Annotated in this window: 21 protein-coding genes; 3 read left to right on the top strand and 18 right to left on the bottom strand. The window is 63.4% G+C overall.

The annotated features are described in order from the left end of the window. Positions 1-18: 18 nt before the first annotated feature. The 3 genes from APH44_RS10170 to APH44_RS10160 all read right to left on the bottom strand — a co-directional run bounded on the left by APH44_RS10170 (position 19) and on the right by APH44_RS10160 (position 4,025). A complete protein-coding gene (locus APH44_RS10170; protein WP_054892567.1) occupies positions 19-2,448 on the bottom strand; it encodes a TonB-dependent receptor in 2,430 nt (809 codons plus the stop codon). 108 nt (positions 2,449-2,556) lie between these two features. Continuing rightward, positions 2,557-3,519, bottom strand: coding sequence for a FecR family protein (locus APH44_RS10165; protein WP_054892566.1), 963 nt, complete (start codon positions 3,517-3,519; stop codon positions 2,557-2,559). Positions 3,520-3,536: 17 nt separating this feature from the next. Beyond that, on the bottom strand, positions 3,537-4,025 hold the full coding sequence (locus APH44_RS10160; RefSeq protein ID WP_054892565.1) for an RNA polymerase sigma factor: 489 nt from the start codon (positions 4,023-4,025) through the stop codon (positions 3,537-3,539). A 606-nt stretch (positions 4,026-4,631) separates the two neighbouring features. On the opposite strand from APH44_RS10160, the gene APH44_RS10155 reads away from it, so the two are divergent. Next, a complete protein-coding gene (locus APH44_RS10155) occupies positions 4,632-5,795 on the top strand; it encodes a type III PLP-dependent enzyme (protein ID WP_054892564.1) in 1,164 nt (387 codons plus the stop codon). A 139-nt stretch (positions 5,796-5,934) separates the two neighbouring features. Here APH44_RS10155 and APH44_RS10150 read toward each other — a convergent pair whose 3' ends face one another. Further along, complete coding sequence (locus tag APH44_RS10150) at positions 5,935-6,684, bottom strand: tetratricopeptide repeat protein (protein ID WP_054892563.1); 750 nt, start codon at positions 6,682-6,684, stop codon at positions 5,935-5,937. A gap of 2 nt (positions 6,685-6,686) precedes the next feature. Further along, positions 6,687-7,367, bottom strand: coding sequence for a Fe2+-dependent dioxygenase (locus APH44_RS10145; protein ID WP_054892562.1), 681 nt, complete (start codon positions 7,365-7,367; stop codon positions 6,687-6,689). Positions 7,368-7,613: 246 nt separating this feature from the next. On the opposite strand from APH44_RS10145, the gene APH44_RS10140 reads away from it, so the two are divergent. Both APH44_RS10140 and APH44_RS10135 read left to right on the top strand, forming a co-directional pair. Further along, positions 7,614-9,902 carry a TonB-dependent siderophore receptor gene (locus APH44_RS10140; protein WP_054892561.1) on the top strand — a complete coding sequence of 763 codons (2,289 nt, stop codon included), beginning with the start codon at positions 7,614-7,616 and terminating at the stop codon, positions 9,900-9,902. Between the two features lie 238 nt (positions 9,903-10,140). After that, the gene (locus APH44_RS10135; protein ID WP_054892577.1) at positions 10,141-12,696 is read left to right on the top strand and encodes a sulfite reductase flavoprotein subunit alpha; all 2,556 of its coding nucleotides are present in this window, start codon (positions 10,141-10,143) and stop codon (positions 12,694-12,696) included. Between the two features lie 112 nt (positions 12,697-12,808). On the opposite strand, the gene APH44_RS10130 is transcribed toward APH44_RS10135, so the two are convergent. From APH44_RS10130 to fdx, 13 genes are all read right to left on the bottom strand, one after another. Then, positions 12,809-13,600 (bottom strand): amidohydrolase, encoded by a 792-nt coding sequence (locus tag APH44_RS10130; RefSeq protein WP_054892560.1) that lies wholly within the window; start codon positions 13,598-13,600, stop codon positions 12,809-12,811. Next, complete coding sequence (locus tag APH44_RS10125) at positions 13,588-14,736, bottom strand: pyridoxal phosphate-dependent aminotransferase (RefSeq protein ID WP_054892559.1); 1,149 nt, start codon at positions 14,734-14,736, stop codon at positions 13,588-13,590. The genes APH44_RS10130 and APH44_RS10125 overlap by 13 nt, the downstream gene beginning before the upstream one ends. A 193-nt stretch (positions 14,737-14,929) precedes the next feature. Next, positions 14,930-16,393 carry a ribosome biogenesis GTPase Der gene (der, locus tag APH44_RS10120; protein ID WP_054892576.1) on the bottom strand — a complete coding sequence of 488 codons (1,464 nt, stop codon included), beginning with the start codon at positions 16,391-16,393 and terminating at the stop codon, positions 14,930-14,932. Positions 16,394-16,510: 117 nt separating this feature from the next. Continuing rightward, a complete protein-coding gene (bamB, locus tag APH44_RS10115) occupies positions 16,511-17,653 on the bottom strand; it encodes an outer membrane protein assembly factor BamB (protein ID WP_054892575.1) in 1,143 nt (380 codons plus the stop codon). 1 nt (position 17,654) lies between these two features. Beyond that, entirely contained in the window at positions 17,655-18,296 is a 642-nt protein-coding gene (locus APH44_RS10110) for a tetratricopeptide repeat protein (RefSeq protein WP_054892558.1), read from the bottom strand. Between the two features lie 39 nt (positions 18,297-18,335). Beyond that, positions 18,336-19,622 carry a histidine--tRNA ligase gene (gene hisS / locus APH44_RS10105; protein WP_054892557.1) on the bottom strand — a complete coding sequence of 429 codons (1,287 nt, stop codon included), beginning with the start codon at positions 19,620-19,622 and terminating at the stop codon, positions 18,336-18,338. A gap of 24 nt (positions 19,623-19,646) precedes the next feature. Then, positions 19,647-20,756, bottom strand: coding sequence for a flavodoxin-dependent (E)-4-hydroxy-3-methylbut-2-enyl-diphosphate synthase (ispG, locus tag APH44_RS10100; protein ID WP_054892556.1), 1,110 nt, complete (start codon positions 20,754-20,756; stop codon positions 19,647-19,649). Positions 20,757-20,759: 3 nt separating this feature from the next. Then, positions 20,760-21,767 carry a RodZ family helix-turn-helix domain-containing protein gene (locus tag APH44_RS10095; RefSeq protein WP_054892555.1) on the bottom strand — a complete coding sequence of 336 codons (1,008 nt, stop codon included), beginning with the start codon at positions 21,765-21,767 and terminating at the stop codon, positions 20,760-20,762. Beyond that, positions 21,764-22,525, bottom strand: coding sequence for a type IV pilus biogenesis/stability protein PilW (gene pilW, locus APH44_RS10090; RefSeq protein ID WP_054892554.1), 762 nt, complete (start codon positions 22,523-22,525; stop codon positions 21,764-21,766). The genes APH44_RS10095 and pilW overlap by 4 nt, the downstream gene beginning before the upstream one ends. A gap of 12 nt (positions 22,526-22,537) precedes the next feature. Then, positions 22,538-23,686: a 23S rRNA (adenine(2503)-C(2))-methyltransferase RlmN gene (gene rlmN / locus APH44_RS10085; protein WP_054892553.1), complete on the bottom strand. Its 1,149-nt coding sequence runs from the start codon at positions 23,684-23,686 to the stop codon at positions 22,538-22,540. A gap of 28 nt (positions 23,687-23,714) precedes the next feature. Then, entirely contained in the window at positions 23,715-24,140 is a 426-nt protein-coding gene (ndk, locus tag APH44_RS10080; RefSeq protein ID WP_011532343.1) for a nucleoside-diphosphate kinase, read from the bottom strand. 87 nt (positions 24,141-24,227) lie between these two features. Then, positions 24,228-24,428, bottom strand: a complete 201-nt coding sequence (gene iscX / locus APH44_RS10075) for a Fe-S cluster assembly protein IscX (RefSeq protein ID WP_027920277.1) — start codon at positions 24,426-24,428, stop codon at positions 24,228-24,230. Between the two features lie 10 nt (positions 24,429-24,438). After that, positions 24,439-24,780: an ISC system 2Fe-2S type ferredoxin gene (fdx, locus tag APH44_RS10070; RefSeq protein WP_027920278.1), complete on the bottom strand. Its 342-nt coding sequence runs from the start codon at positions 24,778-24,780 to the stop codon at positions 24,439-24,441. Position 24,781: the final 1 nt, after the last annotated feature.

Raw genomic sequence — 24,781 nt, 5'->3', positions numbered from 1 at the left:
GAATGGGGCGACTCGGTATCAGAACCCTACACTGGCCTGCACATAGAAAGTGCGCGGCTCACCCACGTACAACCCGGCGTTGTTGTCGCTGGAACGGGTGTAGTACTGCTTGTCGAAGATGTTCTTCACCCCCGCCGCCAGCTTCAGGTTCGACAGCTGCGGGCCGAAGTCATAGCCACCACGCGCATGCCAGGTCACATAGCCCGGAATGTTGCCGTACTGTCCATCGGCGCTCGGCTGGGTGATGTAGTTGCCGGTGAAGCTGCCGTCGGCATTGACCCCGGTGCCCGGTGCGCGCTGCTTGGATTGGGCATAGGCATCCAGGTTCCAGGTCCAGCGGTTGATCTGGTAACGCAGCCCGGCCGTGGCCACCTGACGCGAGTAGAACGGCAGGTCGCGTCCCTTGAAGCCAGGGATCTCACCTTCATAGGTAGCACGGGTGTAGGTGAAGCCGGCGTTGGCCGACAGGCCGTCCAGTCGCGGATCCAGGCCGGCCAGGTCATAGCGCACCGATGCCTCGATACCCTGGTGCTTGGTCGCGCCCAGGTTGGTCCAGCCCACGTCGTTGCTGATGTACTGCAGTTCGTCGTCGAAGTCGATGTAGAACGCAGTCAGCTCGCCAGCGAAGTGGCCGTCGTCATAGCGGGTACCGATCTCGTAGGTCTTGGCTTTCTCCGGCTCCAGGCCGTTGGCGGTGTTGTCACCCGAGCCGCCCTGGCCCAGCTGGAAGTACTGCAGGCTACCGAACGAGGTCTCGTAATTGGCGAACAATTTCCACGCCTCGGACATGTGGTACATCACGCTCAGGGCCGGCAGCGGCTCGTTGCTGGTGATGCTGCGGTTCTTCTCCGGCACCGGGCGGTTGTTGGTGTCCAGCACCGGACGGTCGCGCCAGTCAGTGTTGATGTGCTCGAAGCGGATGCCCGGGGTGATGGTCCAGTTGCCGACGTCGATCTTGTCATCGATGTAGTAGGCACTGGCCTCGGTACCACCGGTACGGTCCTGGTAGACGTGGCCATCGGAAGTCGGGGTGACGGTCGGTACGTTGTCGATCAGCGCCAGGCGCGATGCCTGCTCGCGCATGGTTTCCTTCAGGTAGCGATAACCGACGCTGACTTCCTGGGTCACAGGCCCGGTGAAGAAGACCCGCGACACGCGTGGCTCGATACCGAAGGTGGTGTAGTTACGCGGGAACGACGACAGGGTGCGCTGGTCGCGGGCGGCAATGGCGCTGCCGCGGAAGCTGTCGGTGTAGTAGGTCAGCACTTCGAACTGAGTGGCTTCGTCGAGCTGGCGCTGCCACTTGAACGAGACGTCCTTGCGACGGCCGCTGAAGTAGTCGTAGTCGCGTACCGACTGGTACGGATCGCGGTCGAACTGCGCCTGGGTCAGGCCACCGGGCATGTCGGCGCGGCCGTCATAGTAGTGGAAGTTGAGCCAGAACTCGTCGCTGTCGGTGGGTGCCCAGTGGGTCTTGAGCAGCACGTCATCGATGTCGTTGTCGTTGTTGCTGCGGCGGTAGCCGTTACCGTTGACGCCGGAGTACAGCAACGCGACGCCGATGCCGTTGTCGGCAGTACCGCCGACGAAGGCCGACTCTGTGTGTTTCCAGCCACCGTACCTGGAGGTTTCCAGGGTGGTGCCCAGCTCGGCCGTGGCTTTTTCCGGGATCGCCCGGGTGACGAAGTTGATGACCCCGCCGACGTTCTGCGGGCCATAACGCACCGAGCCTGCACCGCGGACCACGTCGATGCTGTCGAGGTTGCCCGAGGAGATCGGCGCCATCGACAACTGCGGCTGGCCATAAGGAGCAAAGGCCGCCGGCACGCCGTCGATCAGCACGGTCGAGCGTGGCGACAGGCGCGAGGTCAGGCCGCGCACCCCGACGTTGAGCGACAGGTCACTGCCGCCGGTGCCGTTGGAGTCCTGTACCTGCACACCCGGGATACCACGCAGCGCGTCGCGCACGTTCATGGTGCCCTGCTCGACCATTTCCTGGCGGCGCACCACGGTACGCGCACCGGGGTGGTTCTGCACCACGGTCTGGTCGGCGTCGCCCAACCAGTCACCCACTACCTTCACATCCGTAGGCGCCAGTTCCAGGCTACCGGTGGTCAAGGTGCCAGCGCTCTGCACCGGCTTGACCACCACGGTGTCCTGGGACATCTCGTAGGTCAGCCCGCTGCCTTGCAGCAACTGTTGCAGCGCCTGCTCGGGGGCCAGGTTACCGGACACCGCCGGCGCCTGTTTGCCGGCCACCAGGTCCGGGCTGAAGAACAGTTGCAGGTTGGTCTGCTGGCCGAGCTGGGCCAAAGCCTGGGCCAGCGGTTGGGCCTGGATCTGGATGGCGGCCGGGGCCTGGGCGGCATAACCGTGGGTGGCAGCGGCGCTGACCGCCAGGGCTAGCGCCAGGCGGCGCAGATGAAGCAGGGGCTTGTTGTTGTTCACGTCTTCGATCAGTCCTGAAAGTCGGGATGAATGCCAACCGCATGCAAATGTAAATGCTTGGCAGTTGCAGCTGGCGGGGAAGACGAACGAGGCGAAAAAAACCTGAATTTATTTCGCGATTATTTCGCTGGAGCCGTCGGAGTGGGTTTTCACGGCCACCGGCAAGATGTTCGGCAGAGCCCGCAGCAGCGCATCCGGATCGTCGGTGCTGAAGGTGCTGGAAAGGCGCAGGTTGGCAACCTTGCCCGGTGCGACATACAGCGGATGGCTGCGGTAGCGCGAGACTTCACTGACCACTTCGGCAAGGGTGGCGTTATCGAACACCAGCTTGCCCTGGCGCCAGGCGGTGAGCGTGGCGGCGTTGATCGTGTAGGGCGCGGCGACCTTGCCCTGGTGGTCGATATGCGCGCCCTGCCCTGCCCCCAACTGTGCCAGCGAGCCCGCCGCGCCCTCGACCTTCACCGAGCCCTGCTCGACGGCAACCCGGGTCAGGCCGTTGTCCTGACGCACGTCGAAACGGGTACCGGTGACGGTGACGCTGCCTTGCGCGGTATCGACCACGAACGGTCGGCTGCTGTCGTGGGCGACGCTGAACATCGCCTCGCCGGCCAGCAGCCGCAGTTGCCGGCGCCCGGCGCTGAACGCAACGTCGATGCGCGTGGCACTGTTGAGCTCCAGGCGCGAGCCGTCCGGGAGCTCGAACATGCGGCGCTCGCCCGCCTGCGTGGCGAGCACGTCGTGGTGGTTCATTTGCTGGTACTGCCAGCCGCTCCAACCCAGGCCAAGCGCGGCCAGCGCCACCCCCGCGGCCAGGGCCTGGCGCAGCAGGCGCCTGCGCGGCAGTTGGCGCACCGGCTCTGGTTCGCACAAGGCTTCGAGGCGCTCGGGAGGGATGAAATCGGCTGCACACCACAACCTGCCGAGCAGTTCGTATTCCTGCCGATGCTCGGGGCGCTCGTCCAGCCAATGCTGCAGACGCTCGCGCAGGGCGCTGTCATCGGGCGCGTCCTGCATGCGAACAAACCAGGCGGCGGCCTGTTCGCGCGGGTTGTCGGCGCCTTGCTGATTCATCGAAAGGGTCTCCTGACTCATCTGGTAGTCACGTCCAGGTGCTCACGCAGATGTCGGAGCGTGCGAATCATATACTTTTCGACCATGTTCTTGGTCAAACCCATGCGCTTGGCGATCTCGGCCTGGGTCAAGCCTTCGAGCTTCTGCCAGATGAACACCCGCCGACAGTTGACCGGCAGTTGCGCCAGCGCCCGCTCGACCGTGTCGGCCAACTCCAGCGCGTGCACATAGGCTTCCGGGTCGCCGCCATGGCCGGTGCCTTCATCGAACAGTTCAATTTCCAGGGCCTGACGGCGGTCTTCGCGACGGAAACCATCCACCGCAATATTGCGCGCGGTCTGGTGCAGATAGGCGCGCGGCTGCTCGACCTGCTCGCGCGGATTCTCCAGCACGCGGACGAAGGCATCGTGGGCGAGATCCTCGGCCTGCTGACGACTGCGCAACTTGCGCGTCCAGGTGCCGATCAGCTCGTGATAGTGGTCGAGAAAGCCTTTGTGTCCGGACACGGTCTGGCTCGTCAGGGAGGCGGGGACAAGAAGTCGCAAATAGTAATACTTCTTATTAAAAGCGGCAAATCGGCGTGTGCCTGTTCGACCGAGGGCATTTTTTTGCCTTGGTAACAAAAAATTTATCGATGGATTCCGGCACGGATGTACCCGCTCTGCGTGGCCATAAATATGAACACCCAAGCGCTTTTCGCGATCGAGCACGGCGCCGCCCAAACACCGTGACGCCTATGAAAACGGGTTCGCTGGCGAACGGGCCGACATGCTCCATTCCACAATTCTTTACGCTGGAATTGGCCTGGGGAACATCTGCCGGTCACACGAGTCGGTTATTCAAATGGCTGCTCGTCGATTGCACCGGAACACGCCGGGATTGCGGGTTGATTCTGCATTCCTCACGCCCTAAAGTGCGCGCCGAACGTCCATGCTGGAAACGATCCATCCGGCTCAAGTACTGACGACGAGACAGCAAGGCCGCCGCTTTTTACAGCGACCTTTTTGCTTTCGGCGACATGCCTTGGGAAGTAGGCGAACCAAAGTGGGGATACGGAGGACGTTCAGTTTGCAGCCACTTATCTTTTCAGTTTGCCCATGGAGTCCCTAAGCATGTCGATCCAGGTCGAAGACTATTTCGCGCGCGATACCTTCCAGAAAATGAAGGCGTTCGCCGACAAGCAGGAAACCCCGTTCGTACTCATCGACACCCAGATGATCAGCCAGGCCTACGACGACCTGCGCGCGGGCTTCGAATTCGCCAAGGTCTACTACGCAGTCAAGGCCAACCCGGCGGTCGAGATCATCGACCTGCTCAAGGATAAAGGCTCGAGCTTCGACATCGCCTCGATCTACGAGCTGGACAAGGTGCTGGGCCGTGGTGTCAGCGCCGACCGCATCAGCTACGGCAACACCATCAAGAAGTCCAAGGACATCCGCTACTTCTACGAGAAGGGCGTGCGTCTCTACGCCACCGACTCCGAAGCCGACCTGCGCAACATCGCCAAGGCCGCACCGGGCTCGAAGGTGTACGTGCGTATCCTCACCGAAGGCTCGACCACTGCCGACTGGCCGCTGTCGCGTAAATTCGGTTGCCAGACCGACATGGCCATGGACCTTCTTATCCTGGCCCGAGACCTAGGCCTGGTGCCCTACGGCATCTCCTTCCACGTCGGTTCCCAACAGCGCGACATCAGCGTCTGGGACGCGGCCATCGCCAAGGTCAAGGTGATCTTCGAGCGCCTGAAGGAAGAAGACGGCATCGAGCTGAAGCTGATCAACATGGGCGGCGGCTTCCCGGCCAACTACATCACCCGCACCAACAGCCTGGAAACCTACGCCGAAGAGATCATCCGCTTCCTCAAGGAAGACTTCGGTGACGACCTCCCGGAAATCATCCTGGAGCCGGGCCGTTCGCTGATCGCCAACGCCGGTATCCTGGTCAGCGAAGTGGTGTTGGTGGCGCGCAAGTCGCGCACCGCGGTCGAGCGCTGGATCTACACCGACGTGGGCAAGTTCTCCGGCCTGATCGAAACCATGGACGAAGCCATCAAGTTCCCGATCTGGACCGAGAAGAAAGGTGAAGCCGAAGAAGTGGTGATCGCCGGCCCGACCTGCGACAGCGCCGATATCATGTACGAGAACTACAAGTACGGCCTGCCGCTGAACCTGGCCATTGGCGACCGCCTGTACTGGCTGTCGACCGGCGCCTACACCACCAGCTACAGCGCGGTGGAGTTCAACGGTTTCCCGCCGCTGAAGGCGTTCTACCTGTAATACCCGAACGGGGCCGCAAGGCCCCGTTCTCGTTTGTGGCGTCCTGTACTGGCCCCTTCGCGGGTACAGCGCCAGATTTCAATGTGGCGCGGTCCCTGTGGGAGCGGGTTTACCCGCGAAGAGGCCAGTACAGGCGACATCATTCTTCGCGCCGCTCCAGTTCCTCGGCATAGCGCGCGGCAAAGCTCATCAGCACCGGCCCTGCGTTCTGTAACGTCACCAATGCACTGCGCAGAAAGCTCAGGTTGCCCTCCCCTCGCGCCCGCTCGAACCATGGCGCAGCCTCGGCGACCTCACCTCGCTCCACCAGCACCAGCGCCAAACTGAACATTCCGCGAAAATCCCCCGCCTCGGCCGAACGCCGATACCAGCGCACCGCCCGCACCGGGCTCGCGGTCGTGGCGATGCCCTGCTCCAGATAACGTCCGTACAGGTTCATCGACTTGGCATGCCCCATGTGCGCCGCCTTCTCGTAGCAGAACAGCGCCTGCGCCTGGTTCACCGGCACTCCACGTCCGGTAGCCAACAGGTTGCCCAGATTGTAGAGGCCCCACTCGGAGTCGGCATCGGCGGCCTGTGCGTAATGGATGGCCGCCTGGGTCAGGTCGATCTCCCCACCCCAGCCGTGCTCCAGGCAACGCCCCAGCATGTTGAAGGCCATGGCATTGCCAGCCTGCGCGGCAATGGCGAACCAATGCCGCGCCAAGCGTTCATCCTGTTCGATACCGTGCCCGTCGAGCAGGATCTGCCCAAGCAATGCCTGCGCCTCGACCACACCTTGCCCCGCTGCGGCAAGAATCGCCTGGGCGGCCTTGCCAGGGCTGTGCTCGAGCATGGCCTTTAGCTCGGCGACATCGATCACATCCTCGCGCCGCAACTGATACGACATGCTCAAACCTCCGCCCAGCGACGCAACAGGTTGTGGTAGGTGCCGGTCAGTTGCAGCAGCGACGGATGATCGGGCACATCGGCACCGAGCTGGCGTATGGCGTTGTCCATCTCGAACAGCAGCGTGCGCTGGCCATCGTCGCGCACCAGGCTCTGGGTCCAGAAGAACGCCGCGTAACGCTCGCCACGGGTCACCGGGTTGACCTTGTGCAGGCTGGTGCCCGGATACAGCACCATGTCGCCTGCCGCCAGCTTGACCTGCTGCACACCGTAGGTGTCCTGGATCACCAGTTCGCCGCCGTCGTAGCTGTCCGGCTCACTGAGAAACAGCGTGGACGAAAGGTCGGTGCGCACCCGCTCGGGGCTGCCCTTGGGCTGGCGCAATGCATTGTCGATGTGGAAGCCGAAGTTGCCACCCTCGCGGTAGCAATTGACCAGCGGCGGGAACACCTTGTGCGGCAACGCCGCCGACATGAACAGCGGATTGCGCCATAGCCGGTCGATCAGCGCGCTGCCGATCTCCTTGGCCAGGGCGTGGCCTTCGGGCAGTTGCAGGTTGTGCTTGGCCTTGGCCGACTGGTAGCCGGCAGTGACCTTGCCATCGGCCCAGTCGGCCTGCTCCAGCGCCAGGCGGATGCGGGAAATCTCGTCGGCGTCGAACAGGCCGGGGATGTGCAGAAGCATGCGCGGGTTACCTGGCAGAGGGCAAAGGCCCCAATGATATTGATTCCCTTTTGCGACAGGCAAGTGCCGTTTGGGCAATCTCTTTGATACAGATGGCGGGCGCAGACGCATGAACCCGGAAAAACCGTAAGGGCAAAATGTAAAGATTGTAAGTTTCTTGCGAATGGTAACGAGTCTCAATTGTTACTTACAATTGCTTACATTAACATCCGCGGCCTTCACACCTTGGGGAAGGTCAAAAACAACATGCGCCACGTACCATCCGCTGTCAGCTCTCCACGCCTGCTCACCTGCGCCATCGGCGTCGCCATCAGCGCGACCTCGGCCTATGCCGCCGACCCCGCAGCCCAGCCCGTGACGCTCGACGCCACCAGCGTCAACGGCAAGGCCGAACAGGCGAGCACCGAGTACAAGGTCGAGAAAGCCTCCTCGCAGAAATACACTGCGCCGCTGGTGGACACCCCGCGCTCGGTCACGGTGATCCCGCAGCAGGTGATCAAGGACACCAACGCCCTGAGCCTGCAGGATGCACTGCGTACCGTACCAGGTATCACCTTCGGTGCCGGCGAAGGCGGCAACCCGCAAGGCGACCGCCCCTTCATCCGCGGCTTCGACGCCCAGGGCGATACCTACCTGGACGGCGTGCGCGACACGGGTGCACAGACACGCGAGATCTTCGCCATCGAATCGGTGGAAGTGGCCAAGGGCCCGAACTCTGCGATTGGCGGGCGCGGCGCGGCAGGCGGCACCATCAACCTGGTGAGCAAGCGCGCCCACCTGGGCAACTCGCTCGACGGCGCCTGGACCTGGGGCAGTGACCAGACCCAGCGCTACACCTTCGATGGCAACTATCAGTTCAGCGACAGCGTGGCCGGGCGCCTCAACCTGATGACCCACGAGAGCAACGTCGCCGGGCGCGACAAGGTCAATTACGACCGCTGGGGCATCGCCCCGTCGCTGGCCTTCGGCCTGGGCACCCCGACCCGCGTCAACCTCGACTACTACCACCTGGAAAGCGACGACCTGCCGGATTCGGGCATCCCCTACACCGTACCGGCCGGCGGCACCGCCGCCCGTACCTCGGCCAACCCGAGCAAGCCTTACGCAGGTGGCGACCACGACAACTTCTACGGCCTGACCGGCCGCGACTTCCGCAAGTCGCGGGTAGACATCGCCACCATCGCCGTCGAACACGACCTGTCGGACTCGCTGACCATCAAGAACACCCTGCGCCACGGCAACAGCATGCAGGACTACATCCTCACCCAGCCGGACGACAGCAAGGGCAACGTCAACAACGGCAGTGTCTGGCGCCGCGCCAATACCCGCGTAGGCAATACCGCCACTACCACCAACCAGACCGACCTGTTCGGCGAGTTCTACCTGGGCGGCCTGAAGAACAGCTTCTCCACCGGCATCGAGCTGAGCCGCGAAGAAAGCGAACGGTCCTCCTACAACGTCAACACCGACACCACGCCAGCCTCGCCCGGCAACGCCAGCACCAACTGCACCCCGGGCATGATCGTCTCCAGCGGTTACAACTGCACCTCGCTGAGCAACCCCAACCCGGACGACCCGTGGAACGGCGCGATCTCGCGCAACTACGCCGGCACCACCACCAACAGCAAGACCCGCGCGCTGTACGTCTTCGACACCCTCGAACTGACCCCGCAGTGGCTGCTGAACATGGGCCTGCGCTACGACCACTTCGATACCGACTACAAGACCTACACCGCAGCCGGCGCCACCACTGCCAAGGGCCGCGACAAGAGCGAGTTCATCACCGGCCAGTTGGGCCTGGTGTGGAAACCGGCGGACAACGGCAGCATCTACGTGTCCTACGCCACCTCCGCCACGCCACCGGGCGCGATGCTCGGCGAAGGCCAGGAAGGCAACCCGCTGCCGGGCACCCCGGACCGCTCGGGCAACCTGCTGTCCAGCGACCTGGAACCTGAAGAAACCACCAACTACGAGATCGGTACCAAGTGGGACCTGCTTGACCAGCGCCTGTCCCTGGCCGCTGCGCTGTTCCGCACCGAAAAGGAAAACGCCCGCGTCCAGGTGAACACCACCACCTACGAGAACGTCGGCGAAACTCGCGTGCAGGGCATCGAGCTGTCGGCCAGCGGCAAGCTCACCGACAAGTGGCAGGTGTTCGCCGGCTACACCTACATGCAGGCACGCCAGATCGACGGTGGCCCGCTGGGCAAGGCCAACGACGGCAACCAGCTGCCGAATACGCCGAACAACAGCGCCAGCCTCTGGACCACCTACGCCATCACACCGAAGCTGACCGTTGGCGGCGGCGCCTTCTATGTGGATGACGTGTATGGCAGCGTGGCCAACACCACCATGGTCGACAGCTACGTGCGCTACGACGCCATGGCAGCATACAAGCTGACCAAGAACGTCGATCTGCAACTGAACGTGCAGAACCTGACCAACGAGGTGTACTACGACAAGGCCTTCTCCACCCACTTCGCCAACCAGGCGGCCGGGCGTACGGCGCTGCTGACCACCAGCGTCCACTTCTGATGATGGGACTGGGCTAGTCTGCACCGGCCTCTTCGCGGGCAAGCCCGCTCCCGCAGGGACACCACAATCCTCAAACCTGTGGAACACCTGTGGGAGCGGGCTTGCCCGCGAAGAGGCCGGTGCAGTCGAGCACTAGACAGAACGCCCCCCGCCCCGATCATTCCTGTGAGCGGGGCTTTTACGTATCAAGGCATAATGCACGCCGCGCGGTCTGTGGCAGCAACACAAGGTGATCGATGTGCTGAAGAAGTCGCTGTTCCAATTGCACTGGTTCTTTGGCATCACCGCCGGCCTGGTGCTGGCGCTGATGGGCATCACCGGTGCGATCTGGTCGTTCCAGGAAGAACTGCTGCGCCTGTTCAACGCCGATGTGCTCAAGGTCGAGGTGCGCCAGGAGGGTGTGCTGCCGCTGCCGGAACTGGTGCGCCGTGCGGAACTGGCCCAGGGTGACAAGGTGGCGATGCTCTGGGTCGATACCCACGCCGACACTGCCGCACGCCTCTTCTTCACCCCGCCGCCCGGCGAACGCCGCGGTGAGCTGCGTTATGCCGATCCTTACACTGGCGAGCTCAAGGGTGAAGTGACGGGCCTGGGCTTCTTCAACCTCATGCTGCAGTTGCACCGCTTCCTGGCCATGGGCGATACCGGCCGGCAGATCACCGGTGCCTGCACCCTGATGCTGATCTTCTTCTGCCTCTCCGGCCTGTACCTGCGCTGGCCGCGCCGGGCCTTGAACTGGCGGGTCTGGCTGAGCTTCGACTGGGCCAAGAAAGGCCGCGCCTTCAACTGGGACCTGCACGCCGTTGCAGGGACCTGGTGCCTGCTGTTCTACCTGCTGTTTGCCCTGACTGGCCTGTTCTGGTCCTACGACTGGTACCGCGAGGGCCTGAACAAACTGCTCGCCGACAAACCCGCAGCCGGCGAGCAGCATCAGCGCGGCGCAGGTCGCGGCCGGCCCGGGCCACAAGCAGCGGATGCCAAGGCAGCGCCGCTGGTGGTCGACTACGACGCCATCTGGAGCAATCTGAAGGATGCCGCAGGCCCACGCCTTGCCAGCTATAACCTGCGCCTGCCACCTGGCGGCGGGCAACCGGCGACGCTGTTCTACCTGCTCGATGACTCGGCCCACGAGCGCGCCTTCAACACCGTGACGCTTGACCCCGCCACCGGCCAGATCAAACGTCACGAGCGCTACACCGACAAGTCGTTCAAAGCCCAACTGCTACAGAGCGTCTACGCCCTGCACGTGGGCAGCTATTTCGGTTTGCCGGGCAGGATCATCCTCACCATCGCCAGCCTGACCATGCCGCTGTTCTTCGTCACCGGCTGGCTGCTGTATCTCGATCGCCGCCGCAAGAAGCGCCAGGTCCGTGCCGCCCGAGGCTCGGTCGACACCGCCAACGCCAACGGCGACAGCTGGCTGATCGGCTTCGCCAGCCAGAGTGGCCTGGCCGAGCAACTGGCCTGGCAGAGCGCAGGGCAGTTGCAGGCGGCGGGCTTGCCGGTACAGGTGCGCTCGCTCGCCGAGCTGGGCGAGGACGAGCTGCGCCAGGCCCGTCGCGCGCTGTTCGTGGTCAGCACCTTCGGTGACGGCGAGGCGCCTGACAGCGCCCGCGGCTTCGAGCGCAAGGTGCTGGGCCAGCCCTGGGCCCTGCAACACCTGAACTACGCCCTGCTCGCCCTGGGCGATCGGCAGTATCCGCATTTCTGCGGTTTCGCCCGGCGTTTGCAGGCCTGGCTGGCCGAGCGTGGCGCGACCACCGCGTTCAGCCCGATCGAAGTCGACAGTGCCGACCAGAACGCCCTGCAACAATGGCAGCAGGCCCTGGGGCAACTGACCGGCGCACGTCCGCTCGCCGCCTGGCAACCGCCCAGCTACGGCAACTGGCGCCTGGTACGACGCGAGCGCCTCAACCCCGGGAGCCAGGGCGCACCGGTGTACTTGCTGGGCCTGAGTGCCGAACACCCAAGCGTCTGGGACGCTGGCGACCTGGTCGAGGTGCTGCCCCGCCACAGCCAGGCGCGGATCGATGCCTTCCTGCAAGGGTTGGGGCTCGATGCGAATCTGTCGGTGCAACTTGACGGTCTTGTCGAACCGCTTGGCCAGGCGCTGGCCAGCCGCCAGTTGCCAACCAGCCGCGAGCATCTGGTCGGCCTGCACGCCCAGGCCCTGGTCGATTCACTGATTCCACTCGGTGCCCGCGAATACTCCATCGCCTCGATCGCCAGCGACGGCGTGCTGGAACTGATCGTGCGCCAGGAGCGTCATGCCGATGGCAGCCTCGGGCTGGGCTCCGGCTGGCTGACCGAATACCTGCCCATGGACGGCCATGCCAGTCTGCGTCTGCGCCGCAACAGCAGCTTCCACCTGCCGGCCGCCTCGGTACCGATGGTGCTGATCGGCAACGGGACTGGCCTGGCAGGCCTGCGCAGCCTGCTCAAGGCCCGGATCGCGAGTGGTGAGCAGCGCAACTGGCTGCTGTTCGGCGAACGCAACCGCGCCCACGATCTGCTCTGCGGCCGCGAGCTGCAAGGCTGGCTGGACAGCGGCGATCTGGCACGATTGGACCTGGCGTTCTCGCGAGACCAGGCGGAAAAGGTGTATGTGCAGGATGTGCTGTTGCAGCAAGGCGAAGAGCTGCGCAACTGGATCGACGAGGGTGCCTGTGTGTATGTCTGCGGCAGCCTGCAGGGGATGGCAGGCGGCGTGGATGCAGCGCTGAAGGGGCTTCTGGGTGAAGAGCTCGTCGAGCGGCTGATCGAGGATGGGCGCTATCGGCGGGATGTGTACTGACCAGCGCCTGATGTATCGGTCTTTTCGCGGGCAAGCCCGCTCCCACAGGTAAAGCATTGAGTAACGCTTTACCTGTGGGAGCGGGCTTGCCCGCGAAAAGAGCACTGCAGTTTCAATGCAGCTCGAAGGTGTCGGCATCCAGGTTCGCCGGGAACTTGGCCCGATACGCCGCCAGGTCAGCGGCGCTCAACACCGCGCTGAACACCCCGTCGGCCTCCCCCGCACTCAGCAGGCTCTCGCCCTGGAAGTCCAGCACCTGGCTGTCACCCGAATAGGCAAAGCCTTTGCCGTCGGTCCCCACTCGATTCACCGCAGCCACGTAGCACAGGTTCTCGATCCCCCGCGCCGGCAGCAGCCGGTTCCAGTGCTGGCGCCGCGCGGCCGGCCAGTTCGCCGTGTACAGCAGCAGGTCGGTGTCCTGGGCGTCGCGGCTCCACACCGGGAAGCGCAGGTCGTAGCAAATCAGCGGGCGAACTCGCCAGCCCTTGAGCTCGAACTGCACCTGGCGCTCGCCAGGCGTGTAGTGCTTGTGCTCACCCGCCATGCGGAACAGGTGGCGCTTGTCGTAATGCAGCACCTCGCCGTCCGGTCGCGCCCACAGCAGGCGATTGCGATGGCTGCCGTCGGCGGCCTGGATGATCACACTGCCGGTGATCACCGCATCGATCTTCTTTGCCTGTGCCTTGAGCCACTTGTAGGTCGGACCATGCTCGGGCTCGGCAAGGCGTTCGGACTCCATCGAGAAGCCAGTGGTGAACATCTCCGGCAGGATCACCAGGTCAGCGCCACGGGCCTGTTCCAGCAACACCTCGAAGTGCGCATGGTTGCCCTCGCGGTCATGCCAGGCCAGGGTGGTCTGCACCAGGGCGAGCTTCAGGTTCGGCAGTTGACTCAGATCGCGCATAGTTTTTCCGCCGCCTGACGCAGCGTCTCCTCACGTTTGGCAAAGCACAGGCGCACCAGGCGTTGCTCGGGGATGGGGCGCTGGTAGAACACCGACACCGGGATGGTCGCCACGCCGTGTTCGCGGGTCAGCCACAAGGCCATCTCCACATCATTGAGGTCGGGACGGATGGCCGAGTAATCCACCAACTGGAAATAGGTGCCCGCGGTGCGGGTGAAGGCAAATCGCGATGTTTGCAGCAGGTCGCAGAACAGGTCGCGCTTGGCCTGGTAGAAGCCTGGCAGTTCGTCGATATGCTCCGGGTGTTCGGCCATGAAGTCGGCCAGCGCCCATTGCAGCGGCGTCACGCCGCAGAAGTTGACGTACTGGTGGACCTTGCGCAGCTCAGCGCTCAGCGCAGGCGGTGCAATCACATAGCCGGTCTTCCAGCCGGTGACGTGGTAGGTCTTGCCGAACGAGCTGACCACGAAGGCCCTCGCATACAGCTGCGGGTGAGCCAGCACGCTGGCATGGCGTACGCCGTCGTAGACCAGGTGCTCGTAGACCTCGTCGCTCACCAGGTAGATGTCGCGCTCGGCAATCAAGGCGGCAAGCTGGTCGAGGTCTTCACGGGTGATCAGGGCGCCGCTGGGGTTGTGCGGCGAGTTGAGGATGACCATGCGCGTGCGCGGGGTCAGGGCATCGCTGAACTTCTGCCAGTCGATGCGAAAATCGCCATCACTTAGCTGCACATGCACGCAGCGACCACCGGCCAGCTCTACCGACGGCTCGTAGCTGTCGTACGACGGGTCGAAGACGATCACCTCGCCGCCAGCCTGGATCACCGCCTGGATCGCACAGAAGATCGCCTCGGTGGCGCCAGGCGTGATGGTCACTTCCTGATCGGCGTCCACCTGGGCGCCATAAAGCCGGGCGATCTTCGCCGCGACCTGCTGCCGCAACACCGGCAACCCGGTCATCGGCGCGTACTGGTTGTTGCCAGCGGCCACGTGTCGGCCGACCGCATCGAGCAGCGGCTGCGGGCCATTGAAATCGGGGAAACCCTGGGACAGGTTGAGCGCGCCGGTTTGCGCGGCGAGCTGGGACATGGTGGTGAAGATGGTCGTGCCGACGTTCGGCAGTTTGCTGCGGATCATGGAGCCCTCTTTCCTGCGGGGTGGTCCGGCACGGGGTGGAGTCCGAGCATAGCGGATCGGGCAGGCAGGAAAAAGGTTGAAACATTTAAAGGCTCATTCGTGGGCAAGCCCGCTCCACAGGTCGTTCACAGATCTCATGCCTGTGCCTTACCCAGTGGGAGCGGGCTTGCCCGCGAAGAAGCAGACGCGAGAATCAGCGCTTGTCTTTGCGCTTCTTCTCAGCCTTCTTGTGGTGCGACATCAAGCGACGCTTCTTGTTGACCTGGCGATCGGTGAGGGTGTTCTTGTTGCCCTCGTACGGGTTCTCGCCGCCCTTGTACTCGATGCGGATCGGCGTACCGACCAGCTTCAGCACACGGCGGTAGGTGTTTTCCAGGTAGCGCGAATAGGAACGCGGGATCTTGTCGGTCTGGTTACCGTGAATCACGATCAGCGGCGGGTTGGCGCCACCGAGGTGGGCATAGCGCAGCTTGATCCGACGACCATTGACCAGCGGCGGCTGGTGCTCGCTGATCGCATCTTCGAGGATCTGGGTCAGGCGGCTGGTCGGCCAGCGGGTAACCGCCGACTTGAACGCGGCCTGCACCGATTTGTACAGGTGGCCAACGCCAGTACCGTGCAGGGCGGAGATGAAGTGGATATCGGCAAAGTCGACGAAGAACAGCCGGCGCTCCAGCTCGGTCTTCACGTAGTCGCGCTCGCCCGGCTCCATGCCGTCCCACTTGTTCAGGGCAATGACGATGGCACGGCCGGCGTCCAGGGCGAAGCCCAGCAGGTTCAGGTCATGGTCGACCACACCCTCGCGCGCGTCCATGACGAAGATCACCACGTTGGCGTCCTTGATCGCCTGCAGCGTCTTGACCACCGAGAACTTCTCGACTTCCTCGTGGATCTTGCCGCGTTTGCGCACCCCGGCAGTGTCGATGAAGGTGTACTTCTCGCCATCACGCTCGAACGGGATGTAGATACTGTCACGGGTGGTGCCCGGCTGATCGTAGACCACCACGCGCTCTTCACCGAGCATGCGGTTGACCAGCGTGGACTTGCCGACGTTGGGGCGACCAATGATGGCGATCTTGATGCCATCCTTCTCGCTCGGGCCGGGGATACGCACCGCTTCCTCGCCTTCGGCGACCTCGGCATCCAGCGCTTCCTCGACCTGGTCGCGCGGGATGTGGCCAAGCACGGCTTCCATCAGCGCATTGATACCACGGCCTTGCGAGCCAGCGACCGGAATGGCGTTGCCCATACCCAGCGGCGAGAACTCGGCGCGGGCGACATCGGCATCGATGTTGTCGATCTTGTTGGCGACCAGGATCGCCTCTTTGTTCCGCTTGCGCAGGTGCTCGGCGATCATCTGGTCAGCGGCGGTCATGCCGGCGCGGGCATCGACCAGGAACAGCACATAGTCCGCTTCTTCGATGGCCATCAGTGACTGCTCGGCCATCTTCTCGTCCATGCCCACTTCGTCACCGGTGATACCGCCGGTGTCGATGAGGATGAACGAACGACCCTGCCAACTGGCATCGCCGTACTGGCGGTCACGGGTCAGGCCCGACAGGTCGCCGACGATGGCATCGCGGGTCTTGGTCAGGCGGTTGAACATGGTGGATTTGCCGACGTTCGGCCGTCCCACCAGGGCGATTACGGGAACCATGCGGCTCTCCATTCGTGAATTCTTGAAAATGCAAAGGCCGCTGCAAGGCAGCGGCCGGAGTTCGGGCGGCGCTTCCTGCGCCGCAGCCTGAAACCGATGACGGTCTCAAGCATAGCTTCAGCGGATGGTCAGTGCCTCGAGCTTGCCGCTGTTGCCATAGACATAGATGGTGTCGCCGACCACCAGGGGACGGGCGCGCAGGCCATCGCTGTCGATACGCTCACGGCCGACGAAGCGACCATCGACCTGGCTGAGCAGGTGCAGGTAACCCTCGAAGTCACCCACCGCGACATAGCTGGAGAACACTTCCGGTGCCGACAGTTGGCGACGGGCCATGGAGTCGTTGGTCCACAGCGCCGAAGACGAACGCTCATCGACGCTCTCGACGGTGCCCGAAGCCTCGCTCACGTAGACGTTGCCAAAGCCCTGGGCGACACCGACGTAGCTGGAGGCATCGCGCTGCCACAGTACACGGCCGCTTTCCAGATCCAGGCCCGCGACGCGACCCTGGTAGCTGGTGACGTACAGGGTACCACCGGACAGCAGCAAGCCACCGTCGATGTCCACCACGCGGTCCAGCTCGGAACGGCCTTGCGGCACGGCCACGCGGGCCTCCCACACCGGTACGCCGTTCTGCGTGTCGACCGCAATCACCTTGCCGGTGGACAGGCCAGCCACCGCCAGGCGGTTGGTGACGATCGGCGCGCCGGTACCACGAAGAGTGAGTACCGCAGGCGAGCTCTCGTAGATCCAGCGGCGATCACCGGTGCTGAAGTCCAGGCCGATCAGACGGTCGTCCTGGGTCTGCACCACCACCACATCACCGTTGGTCGCCGGCGGAGCCAGCACTTCGCTGGTGACGCGCGAGCGCCAGCGCTCTTCACCGGTGCTGGAGTCCAGGGCGATGACTTCACCCTTGAGGGTGCCCATCATCAACAGGCCGTAACCCACGCCGACAGCGCCGGAAACCGGCACCTCCAGGTCCTTTTTCCACACCACGTCACCGTTGCTGCGGTTCAGGGCGAAGACCTTGCCGTTGACGTCGGCGGCGTAGATGCGGTCGTTCTCGATGGCCGGCACCAGGGTGTTGTACTTGTCACCCTGGCCGTCACCGATCGAACGGCTCCACTGTTTCTTGAGCACCACCTCTTCGGTGAACTTGGTCAGTTCGGCCGGGGGCAGTTCCTTCTTGCTGTTGCTGCTGCAACCCGCGGCCAGCACGGCCAGGGCGAGCACTGCTGCTTGTTTCCAACCGGTCACTTCACGCGTCCCCTTTGGCCAGGTCATCCAGCTTCAGTTGCAGGCCACCGATCGCGGCGTCGTCGGACAGCGCGGCCTTGGCTTTTTCATACGCACCGTGGGCATCGTCGGCACGGCCCAACTGGACCAGCAAGTCACCCTTGAGCTCCTCGCGGCTGGCCAGGAACGCCTTGTCGGCATCACCGTCGAGCAGCTTGAGGGCCTCCTCGGCCTTGTCCTGGGCAGCGAGCACGCGGGCCAGACGCTGGCGCGCGATCTCGCCGAGGGTGGCATCGGCCGGCTTGTCCATCACGCTCTTGAGCTCGGCGGCGGCATCGTCCAGCTTGCCGCTGTCGACCGCGACCTTGGCCACGAACAGGCTGCCGTACTGGGCATAGGCCGAACCGCCAAATTCGCTCTTGAGCTTGCCGGACAATTCGGCGACCTTGGTCGCATCCGGCTTGCCGTCAGGCGTCAGGGTAGTTTCCAGCAACGCCTGGTACAGCGCCGAAGCGCCTTGCGACTGGTTGCTCTGGTACTTGTGCCAGGCCTGCCAGCCCATCACCACCGCGGCGGCGAGCAGGGCACCGGTCAGCAGCGGCTTGCCGTTGCGGTTCCACCAGTCCTTGGCTGCGGCCAGGCCATCATCATCGGTACTCGACACCCCAATACTCCTTTTCAGCAATTCGGCTGTTTGACCGCTTCACGCCTGCGCGAGAGCAGCTTGCAGGTGCTCGGCCAGAGCATCCCAGGCAATGTTCTGTTGTTCGCCCTGGCCACGCAGGGGCTTGAAACCTACCACTTGTTGCGCCAGCTCGTCGTCCCCCAGTATCAGGGCGAACAGCGCCCCGCTCTTGTCGGCCTTCTTGAACTGGTTCTTGAAGTTGCCACCACCGGCGTTGACCGCCAGGCGCAGGCCCGGCAAGCGATCGCGCAGTTGCTCGCTGATCTTCAGGCCCGCCAGCTCCGCCTGCTCGCCGAAGGCGCACAGATAGACATCCAGCGTGCGGCTGATCGACTCGGGCACCTTGCCCAGCGTCTCGATCAGCAACAGCAGGCGCTCGATACCCATGGCGAAGCCCACGCCAGCCGTCGGCTTGCCGCCCATCTGCTCGACCAGGCCATCGTAGCGGCCACCAGCGCAGACAGTGCCCTGGGCACCGAGCTTGTCGGTCACCCACTCGAACACGGTCTTGCTGTAGTAGTCCAGGCCACGCACCAGCTTGGTGTTGATCACGAACGGGATTCCGGCAGCGTCCAGGCGGGCCTTCACGCCCTCGAAGTGCACGCGGGACTCTTCGTCCAGGTACTCTTCGAGCTTCGGAGCGCCCACCAGGGCGGCCTGGGTGCCTTCGTTCTTGCTGTCGAGGATGCGCAGCGGGTTGCTCTGCAAACGACGCTTGCTGTCGTCGTCCAGCTGATCGATACGTTCGCTGAGGAACTCGACCAGCGCGTCGCGATAACGCGCACGGGCTTCGCTGGTGCCCAGGCTGTTGAGCTCGAGCGTGACCGCGTCCTGGATACCCAGGCGCGCCCAGAGGCGCCAGGTGAGCATGATCAGTTCGGCGTCGATATCCGGACCGGCCAGGTTGAATACCTCTACGCCGATCTGGTGGAACTGGCGATAGCGCCCCAGTTGCGGGCGCTCGTGGCGGAACATCGGGCCGACATACCAGAGTTTCTGGACCTGGCCGTTGCCGATGATGCCGTGCTCGAGCACAGCACGCACACAGGCGGCAGTGCCTTCGGGACGCAAGGTCAGCGAGTCCTTGTTGTCCTGGAAGGTATACATCTCTTTTTCGACGATATCGGTGACTTCACCGATCGAGCGCTTGAACAGCTCGGTGAACTCGACGATCGGCGTGCGGATCTGGCTGTAGCCGTAGCCGTCCAGCAGGCCGGCCACGGTGCCTTCGAAGTAGCGCCACAGGGGCGACTGCTCGGGCAGGATGTCGTTCATGCCACGGATGGCTTGCAGCGATTTGCTCACGAAAAGTCCTTACGAATCTGTCTATCAGCCGCGGGCGATAAGCGCCGCGTCGGCCTCGACCTTCTCGGCCGCTTTCTGGCGGATGAGCTTTTCCAGCTCATCGACCAGGTTGTCATTGGTCAGCTTCTGCGCCGGCTTGCCATCGATGTACACCAGGTTGGGGGTGCCACCGGTCAGGCCGACGTGGGATTCCTTGGCTTCGCCCGGGCCGTTGACCACGCAGCCGATCACCGCGACGTCCAGCGGCACCAGCAGGTCTTCCAGGCGCCCTTCAAGCTCGTTCATGGTCTTGACCACATCGAAATTCTGCCGCGAACAGCTCGGGCAGGCGATGAAGTTGATGCCACGCGAGCGCAGGTGCAGCGACTTGAGGATGTCGTAGCCGACCTTCACTTCCTCGACCGGATCGGCAGCAAGCGAGATGCGAATGGTATCGCCAATGCCTTCGGCGAGCAGCATACCGAGGCCGACGGCGGATTTCACCGTCCCCGAGCGCAGACCACCGGCTTCGGTGATGCCCAGGTGCAGCGGCTGCACGATCTGCCTGGCCAGCAGGCGGTAGGCTTCGACGGCCATGAACACGTCGGAGGCCTTGACGCTGACCTTGAAATCCTGGAAGTCGAGGCGGTCAAGGTGCTCGACATGGCGCAGCGCCGACTCGACCAGCGCAGCCGGGGTCGGTTCACCGTATTTCTTCTGCAGGTCCTTTTCCAGCGAACCTGCGTTGACGCCGATGCGAATCGGGATGCCACGGTCGCGAGCGGCATCGACCACCGCGCGTACGCGGTCTTCACGGCCGATGTTGCCCGGGTTGATGCGCAGGCAGTCAACACCAAGCTCGGCGACGCGCAGGGCGATCTTGTAGTCGAAATGGATGTCGGCGACCAATGGCACGCTGACCAGTTGCTTGATCTTGCCGAAGGCTTCGGCCGCGTCCATGTCTGGCACAGAGACGCGGACGATGTCGACACCGGCATCGACCAGGCGCTGGATCTGCCCTACGGTGGCGGCGACATCATTGGTGTCGGTGTTGGTCATGCTCTGTACCGCGATGGGTGCATCACCACCCACCGGCACATTGCCAACCCAGATTTTGCGGGATTCGCGACGTTTGATCGGAGATTCGCCGTGCATGACTTACTGTCCCAACTTCAGGCGAGCGGTCTCGCCACTGGTGAACGGGGCGACATCGACGGCCTGACCGTTGTAGCTGACCTGAGCGCCGCGGGCAAAGCCCAGGCGGACCGCGAACGGCGGCTTGCCGGTCAGTTCCAGGCTGTCACCCTTGCGCTTGATCGCGCTGAACAGCACCTTGCCGTTGCCATCGGTGACCTGGGTCCAGCAATCGGCGGTGAATTGAATGGCGACCTTGCCATCGCCAGCAGCAACCACGGCAGGCTCGGCAGCAGCTGGAGCGGTCGGTGCGGCGTGGGTGGCAGGCGCGGTCGGTGCGGGCGTGGTGGCCGGCGTGTGGGTCTGGGCAGGAGCCTGGGCAACCGGAGCGGCTGGAGCGGCGGCTGATGCCGAGGTGGCCGGGGCGCTCTCCACAGGCGCCTCGGCGGCGGGTTCGGTCGGAGCCTGCTCAAGCGGCAGGGGCGCGCTTTCAGGCTGCTGGCCAGCAGTCACGGCCTGGTCTTCCGGCTCGTCGAGCGGGTGGATCTGGGTGGTACCGTCGGCGCTTTCGACCTCGACATGCTCCAGGGCGATCTTGGCCAGGTCCTTGCCACGCAGGCTGCTCTGGTCCTGCCACCAGAAGAAGCCGCCACCGACCACAGCCACCAGCAGCAACAGGCTGACGACACGCAGGATGTTGTGCGAAAGGCGCACCGGCTCCTCGATACGACCAAGGGCGTGCACTTCGCTGCCCTTGGCGTGAGTCCCGGTGATCTGGTCGAAAGCCTCGACGAGCGGCGCTTGGTCCATGTCCATGAGCTTGGCGTAGGCGCGGATATAGCCGCGCGCGAACGTGTGTCCGGGAAGCTTGTCGAAGGCGCCGGTTTCCAGGTTGTTCAGCGAAGTGACCGTGAGATTCAGCTTACGGGCGACCTCGGCCTGCGACCAGTTCCGGTTCTCGCGGGCCTGGCGCAAGACATCACCGGGATTCTGCTGAATCGCTGCTGCTGCTTCGGGGTGCGCGGCTTTCATCGTTGCTCCGACAGGTATTGCTGATATTCCGGCGTACCGGGATAAAGTCGTTGTAATTTCTTGCCCAGCTCGGCCGCGGTGCCGTGCTCTTCGAAGACTCGGGCGAGGCGGCTGCCCAACAACAGACTGCGGGCGTCATGATCGCCTTGCTGGCTGAAACGTTCGTAGTAGTCCCGGGCCGGCACATAATGCCTGTTTTCGTAGGACAACTCAGCCATTTCCAGCAGCGCTCGTGGTTGCCGTTGATTGAGCCGCAGGGCCTTGTCCAGGTATTCGTGCGCCTGCTCGCGGCGCCCCTGCTTGAGTGCGGTCAGGCCAAGGTTCTCGTACACCCGGGAGCGCTCAGGATACAGGGTATCGGCGGCGGCTTGGCGAAACATCTGCTCTGCCAGGCGAAAATGCCCTTGAGCATATAGGAAACTGCCGTAGTTGTTGCGAATCCGCGTGTCATCCGGGCGTTGCGACAAGGCTTCGCGGAAATGGCCATCGGCCAGATCGGGCTCGCCCTGGGCCTGAAAGACCAGGGCCAGGGCGGCGTGTGCATCGGCATCACGGCTGTTCAACGCAAGCGCCCTTGCCAGCGGGGCCTTGGCTTGCTCAGTCATGCCTTGTTGCAAATACCCCAGGCCCAACTGCACGTAGGCACGCCCTGCCTCCGCCCTGCCCTGTCGGCTGGAAAGCGGATCACCTGCACCGCCGGACACGCAGCCGGCCAGCAGCAAAAGCGACAGGATCGACAGCGCGGCGCGCAGGGTCATCGGCGGAGTCCGTCAGTGGCGCGCAGCGCTGTCTTGCAGCTCGCTGCCATCGGCGTTGATCTGGCGCACGGCGATGTAGCGTTCGCTGCGGCGGGTGCGGTCCATTACCTGCCCCACCAACTGGCCGCAGGCCGCGTCGATATCTTCGCCGCGGGTGGTGCGGGTGGTGACGTTGAAGCCGCCGTGGTGCAGCAGATCCTGGAAGCGACGGATCGCATTGTTGCTGGGGCGCTCGTAACCGGAGTGCGGGAACGGGTTGAACGGAATCAGGTTGATCTTGCACGGCACGTCACGCAGCAATTCGATCATCTGCGCGGCATGCTCAGGCTGATCGTTGACGTCCTTGAGCAAGGTGTACTCGATGGTAAGCACCCGCTTGCCGCCGAGCGTGGACATGTAGCCCATGCAGGACTCGAGCAGCATCTTGAGCGGGTACTTCTTGTTGATCGGGACCAACTGGTTGCGCAGCGCGTCGTTGGGCGCATGCAGCGACAACGCCAGCGACACGTCGATGTGCTTGGCCAGCTCGTTGATCATCGGCACGACACCCGAGGTGGACAGGGTGACGCGACGCTTGGAAATGCCATAGCCCAGATCGTCCATCATGATCTTCATCGCGGCGATGACATTGTCGAAGTTCAGCAAGGGCTCGCCCATGCCCATCATGACCACGTTGGTGATAGCGCGGTCGATCTTGGCGGGGACGGTCCCGAAAGATTTGTTGGCAAGCCACACCTGGCCAATCACTTCGGCGGCGGTGAGGTTGCTGTTGAAGCCTTGCTTGCCGGTGGAGCAGAAACTGCAGTCCAGGGCACAGCCGGCTTGCGACGAAACGCAGAGGGTACCGCGGTCGTCGGTGGGAATGTAGACGGTCTCGACGCAGCTGCCGGAGGCAACGCGGACTACCCATTTACGGGTACCGTCGGCGGAAATGTCCTCGCTGACCACTTCCGGGGGGCGAATCTCGGCAACGGCCTCGAGCTTTTCGCGCAAGACCTTGCCAACGTTGGTCATGTCCGCAAAGTCGGACACGCCAAAATGGTGAATCCATTTCATCACCTGACCGGCACGGAAGCGCTTCTCCCCGATCGAGTCGAAGAACTGTTCCATTTCCGGCAGGGTCAGCCCCAACAGGTTGATTTTGCCAGTAGATGTCGTCATGGATTCACCCTCACTCGTAAGCTTTCGCTTAGCGAGTGGTTACCTCGGTAGCAGCGAAGAAGTAAGCGATTTCGCGAGCTGCAGCGGCTTCGGAGTCCGAACCGTGAACGGCGTTGGCGTCGATCGACTCGGCGAAGTCGGCACGGATGGTGCCTGGAGCGGCTTCTTTAGGGTTGGTGGCGCCCATCAGCTCACGGTTCAGAGCGATGGCGTTCTCGCCTTCCAGCACCTGGACAACGACCGGGCCGGAAGTCATGAAGGCAACCAGATCACCGAAGAAGCCACGAGCGCTGTGCTCGGCGTAGAAGCCTTCGGCTTCGGCCTTGGACAGCTGCTTGATTTTCGAAGCGACGATTTTCAGGCCGGCTTCTTCGAAGCGAGTGGTGATCTTGCCGATGACGTTCTTGGCAACTGCGTCAGGCTTGATGATGGAAAAAGTACGTTGAACAGCCATGGAAAACTCCAGAATTTGAGTGTTGCGAAAAATTAAACCCGCGAATTATACGCGGGTTCCAGGGGATTGCCTAACCTGCAGAGACGCTCAGTCGGCTTCTTCGATCCAGGCCGCCTGGATGGCCTCGAGCACTTTCTCACCGCCGCGTGACGGATCGTCGCTGAACTCTGGCAAAGCCAGCACCCAACGGTGCAGATCGACGAAATTCACATATTTAGGATCGACGTCCGGCTTGCTTTCCGCAAGCTGGATGGCGATCTCAAGTACATCAATCCATTTCAGGCTCATGGGGCAAACCTCAGTGCGGCGCTTCGGCAGCGTGGTTGAGCGTATATTTAGGCAGCTCGATGGTGAGGTCGTCCTCACCGACGATCACCTGGCACGCCAGGCGAGACTGCGCTTCCAGGCCCCAGGCCTTGTCCAGCATGTCTTCTTCCAGCTCGTCGGCTTCCTCGAGCGAGTCGAAGCCTTCGCGCACGATGCAGTGGCAGGTGGTGCAGGCACACACGCCACCGCAGGCGCTTTCCATCTCGATATGGTGCTCGTGGGCCAGCTCCAGGATGTTGGTCCCTGGCTCCACTTCGACCACCAGCCCATCCGGGCAGAACTTCTCATGCGGCAGGAAAATCACCTGGGGCATC

It is taken from the genome of Pseudomonas sp. NBRC 111143 (assembly GCF_001320965.1).
GTDB lineage: Bacteria > Pseudomonadota > Gammaproteobacteria > Pseudomonadales > Pseudomonadaceae > Aquipseudomonas > Aquipseudomonas machongensis.
The sequence above is the reverse complement of the archived record's forward strand: the minus strand, read 5'-3'. Positions and strand labels throughout refer to the sequence as shown.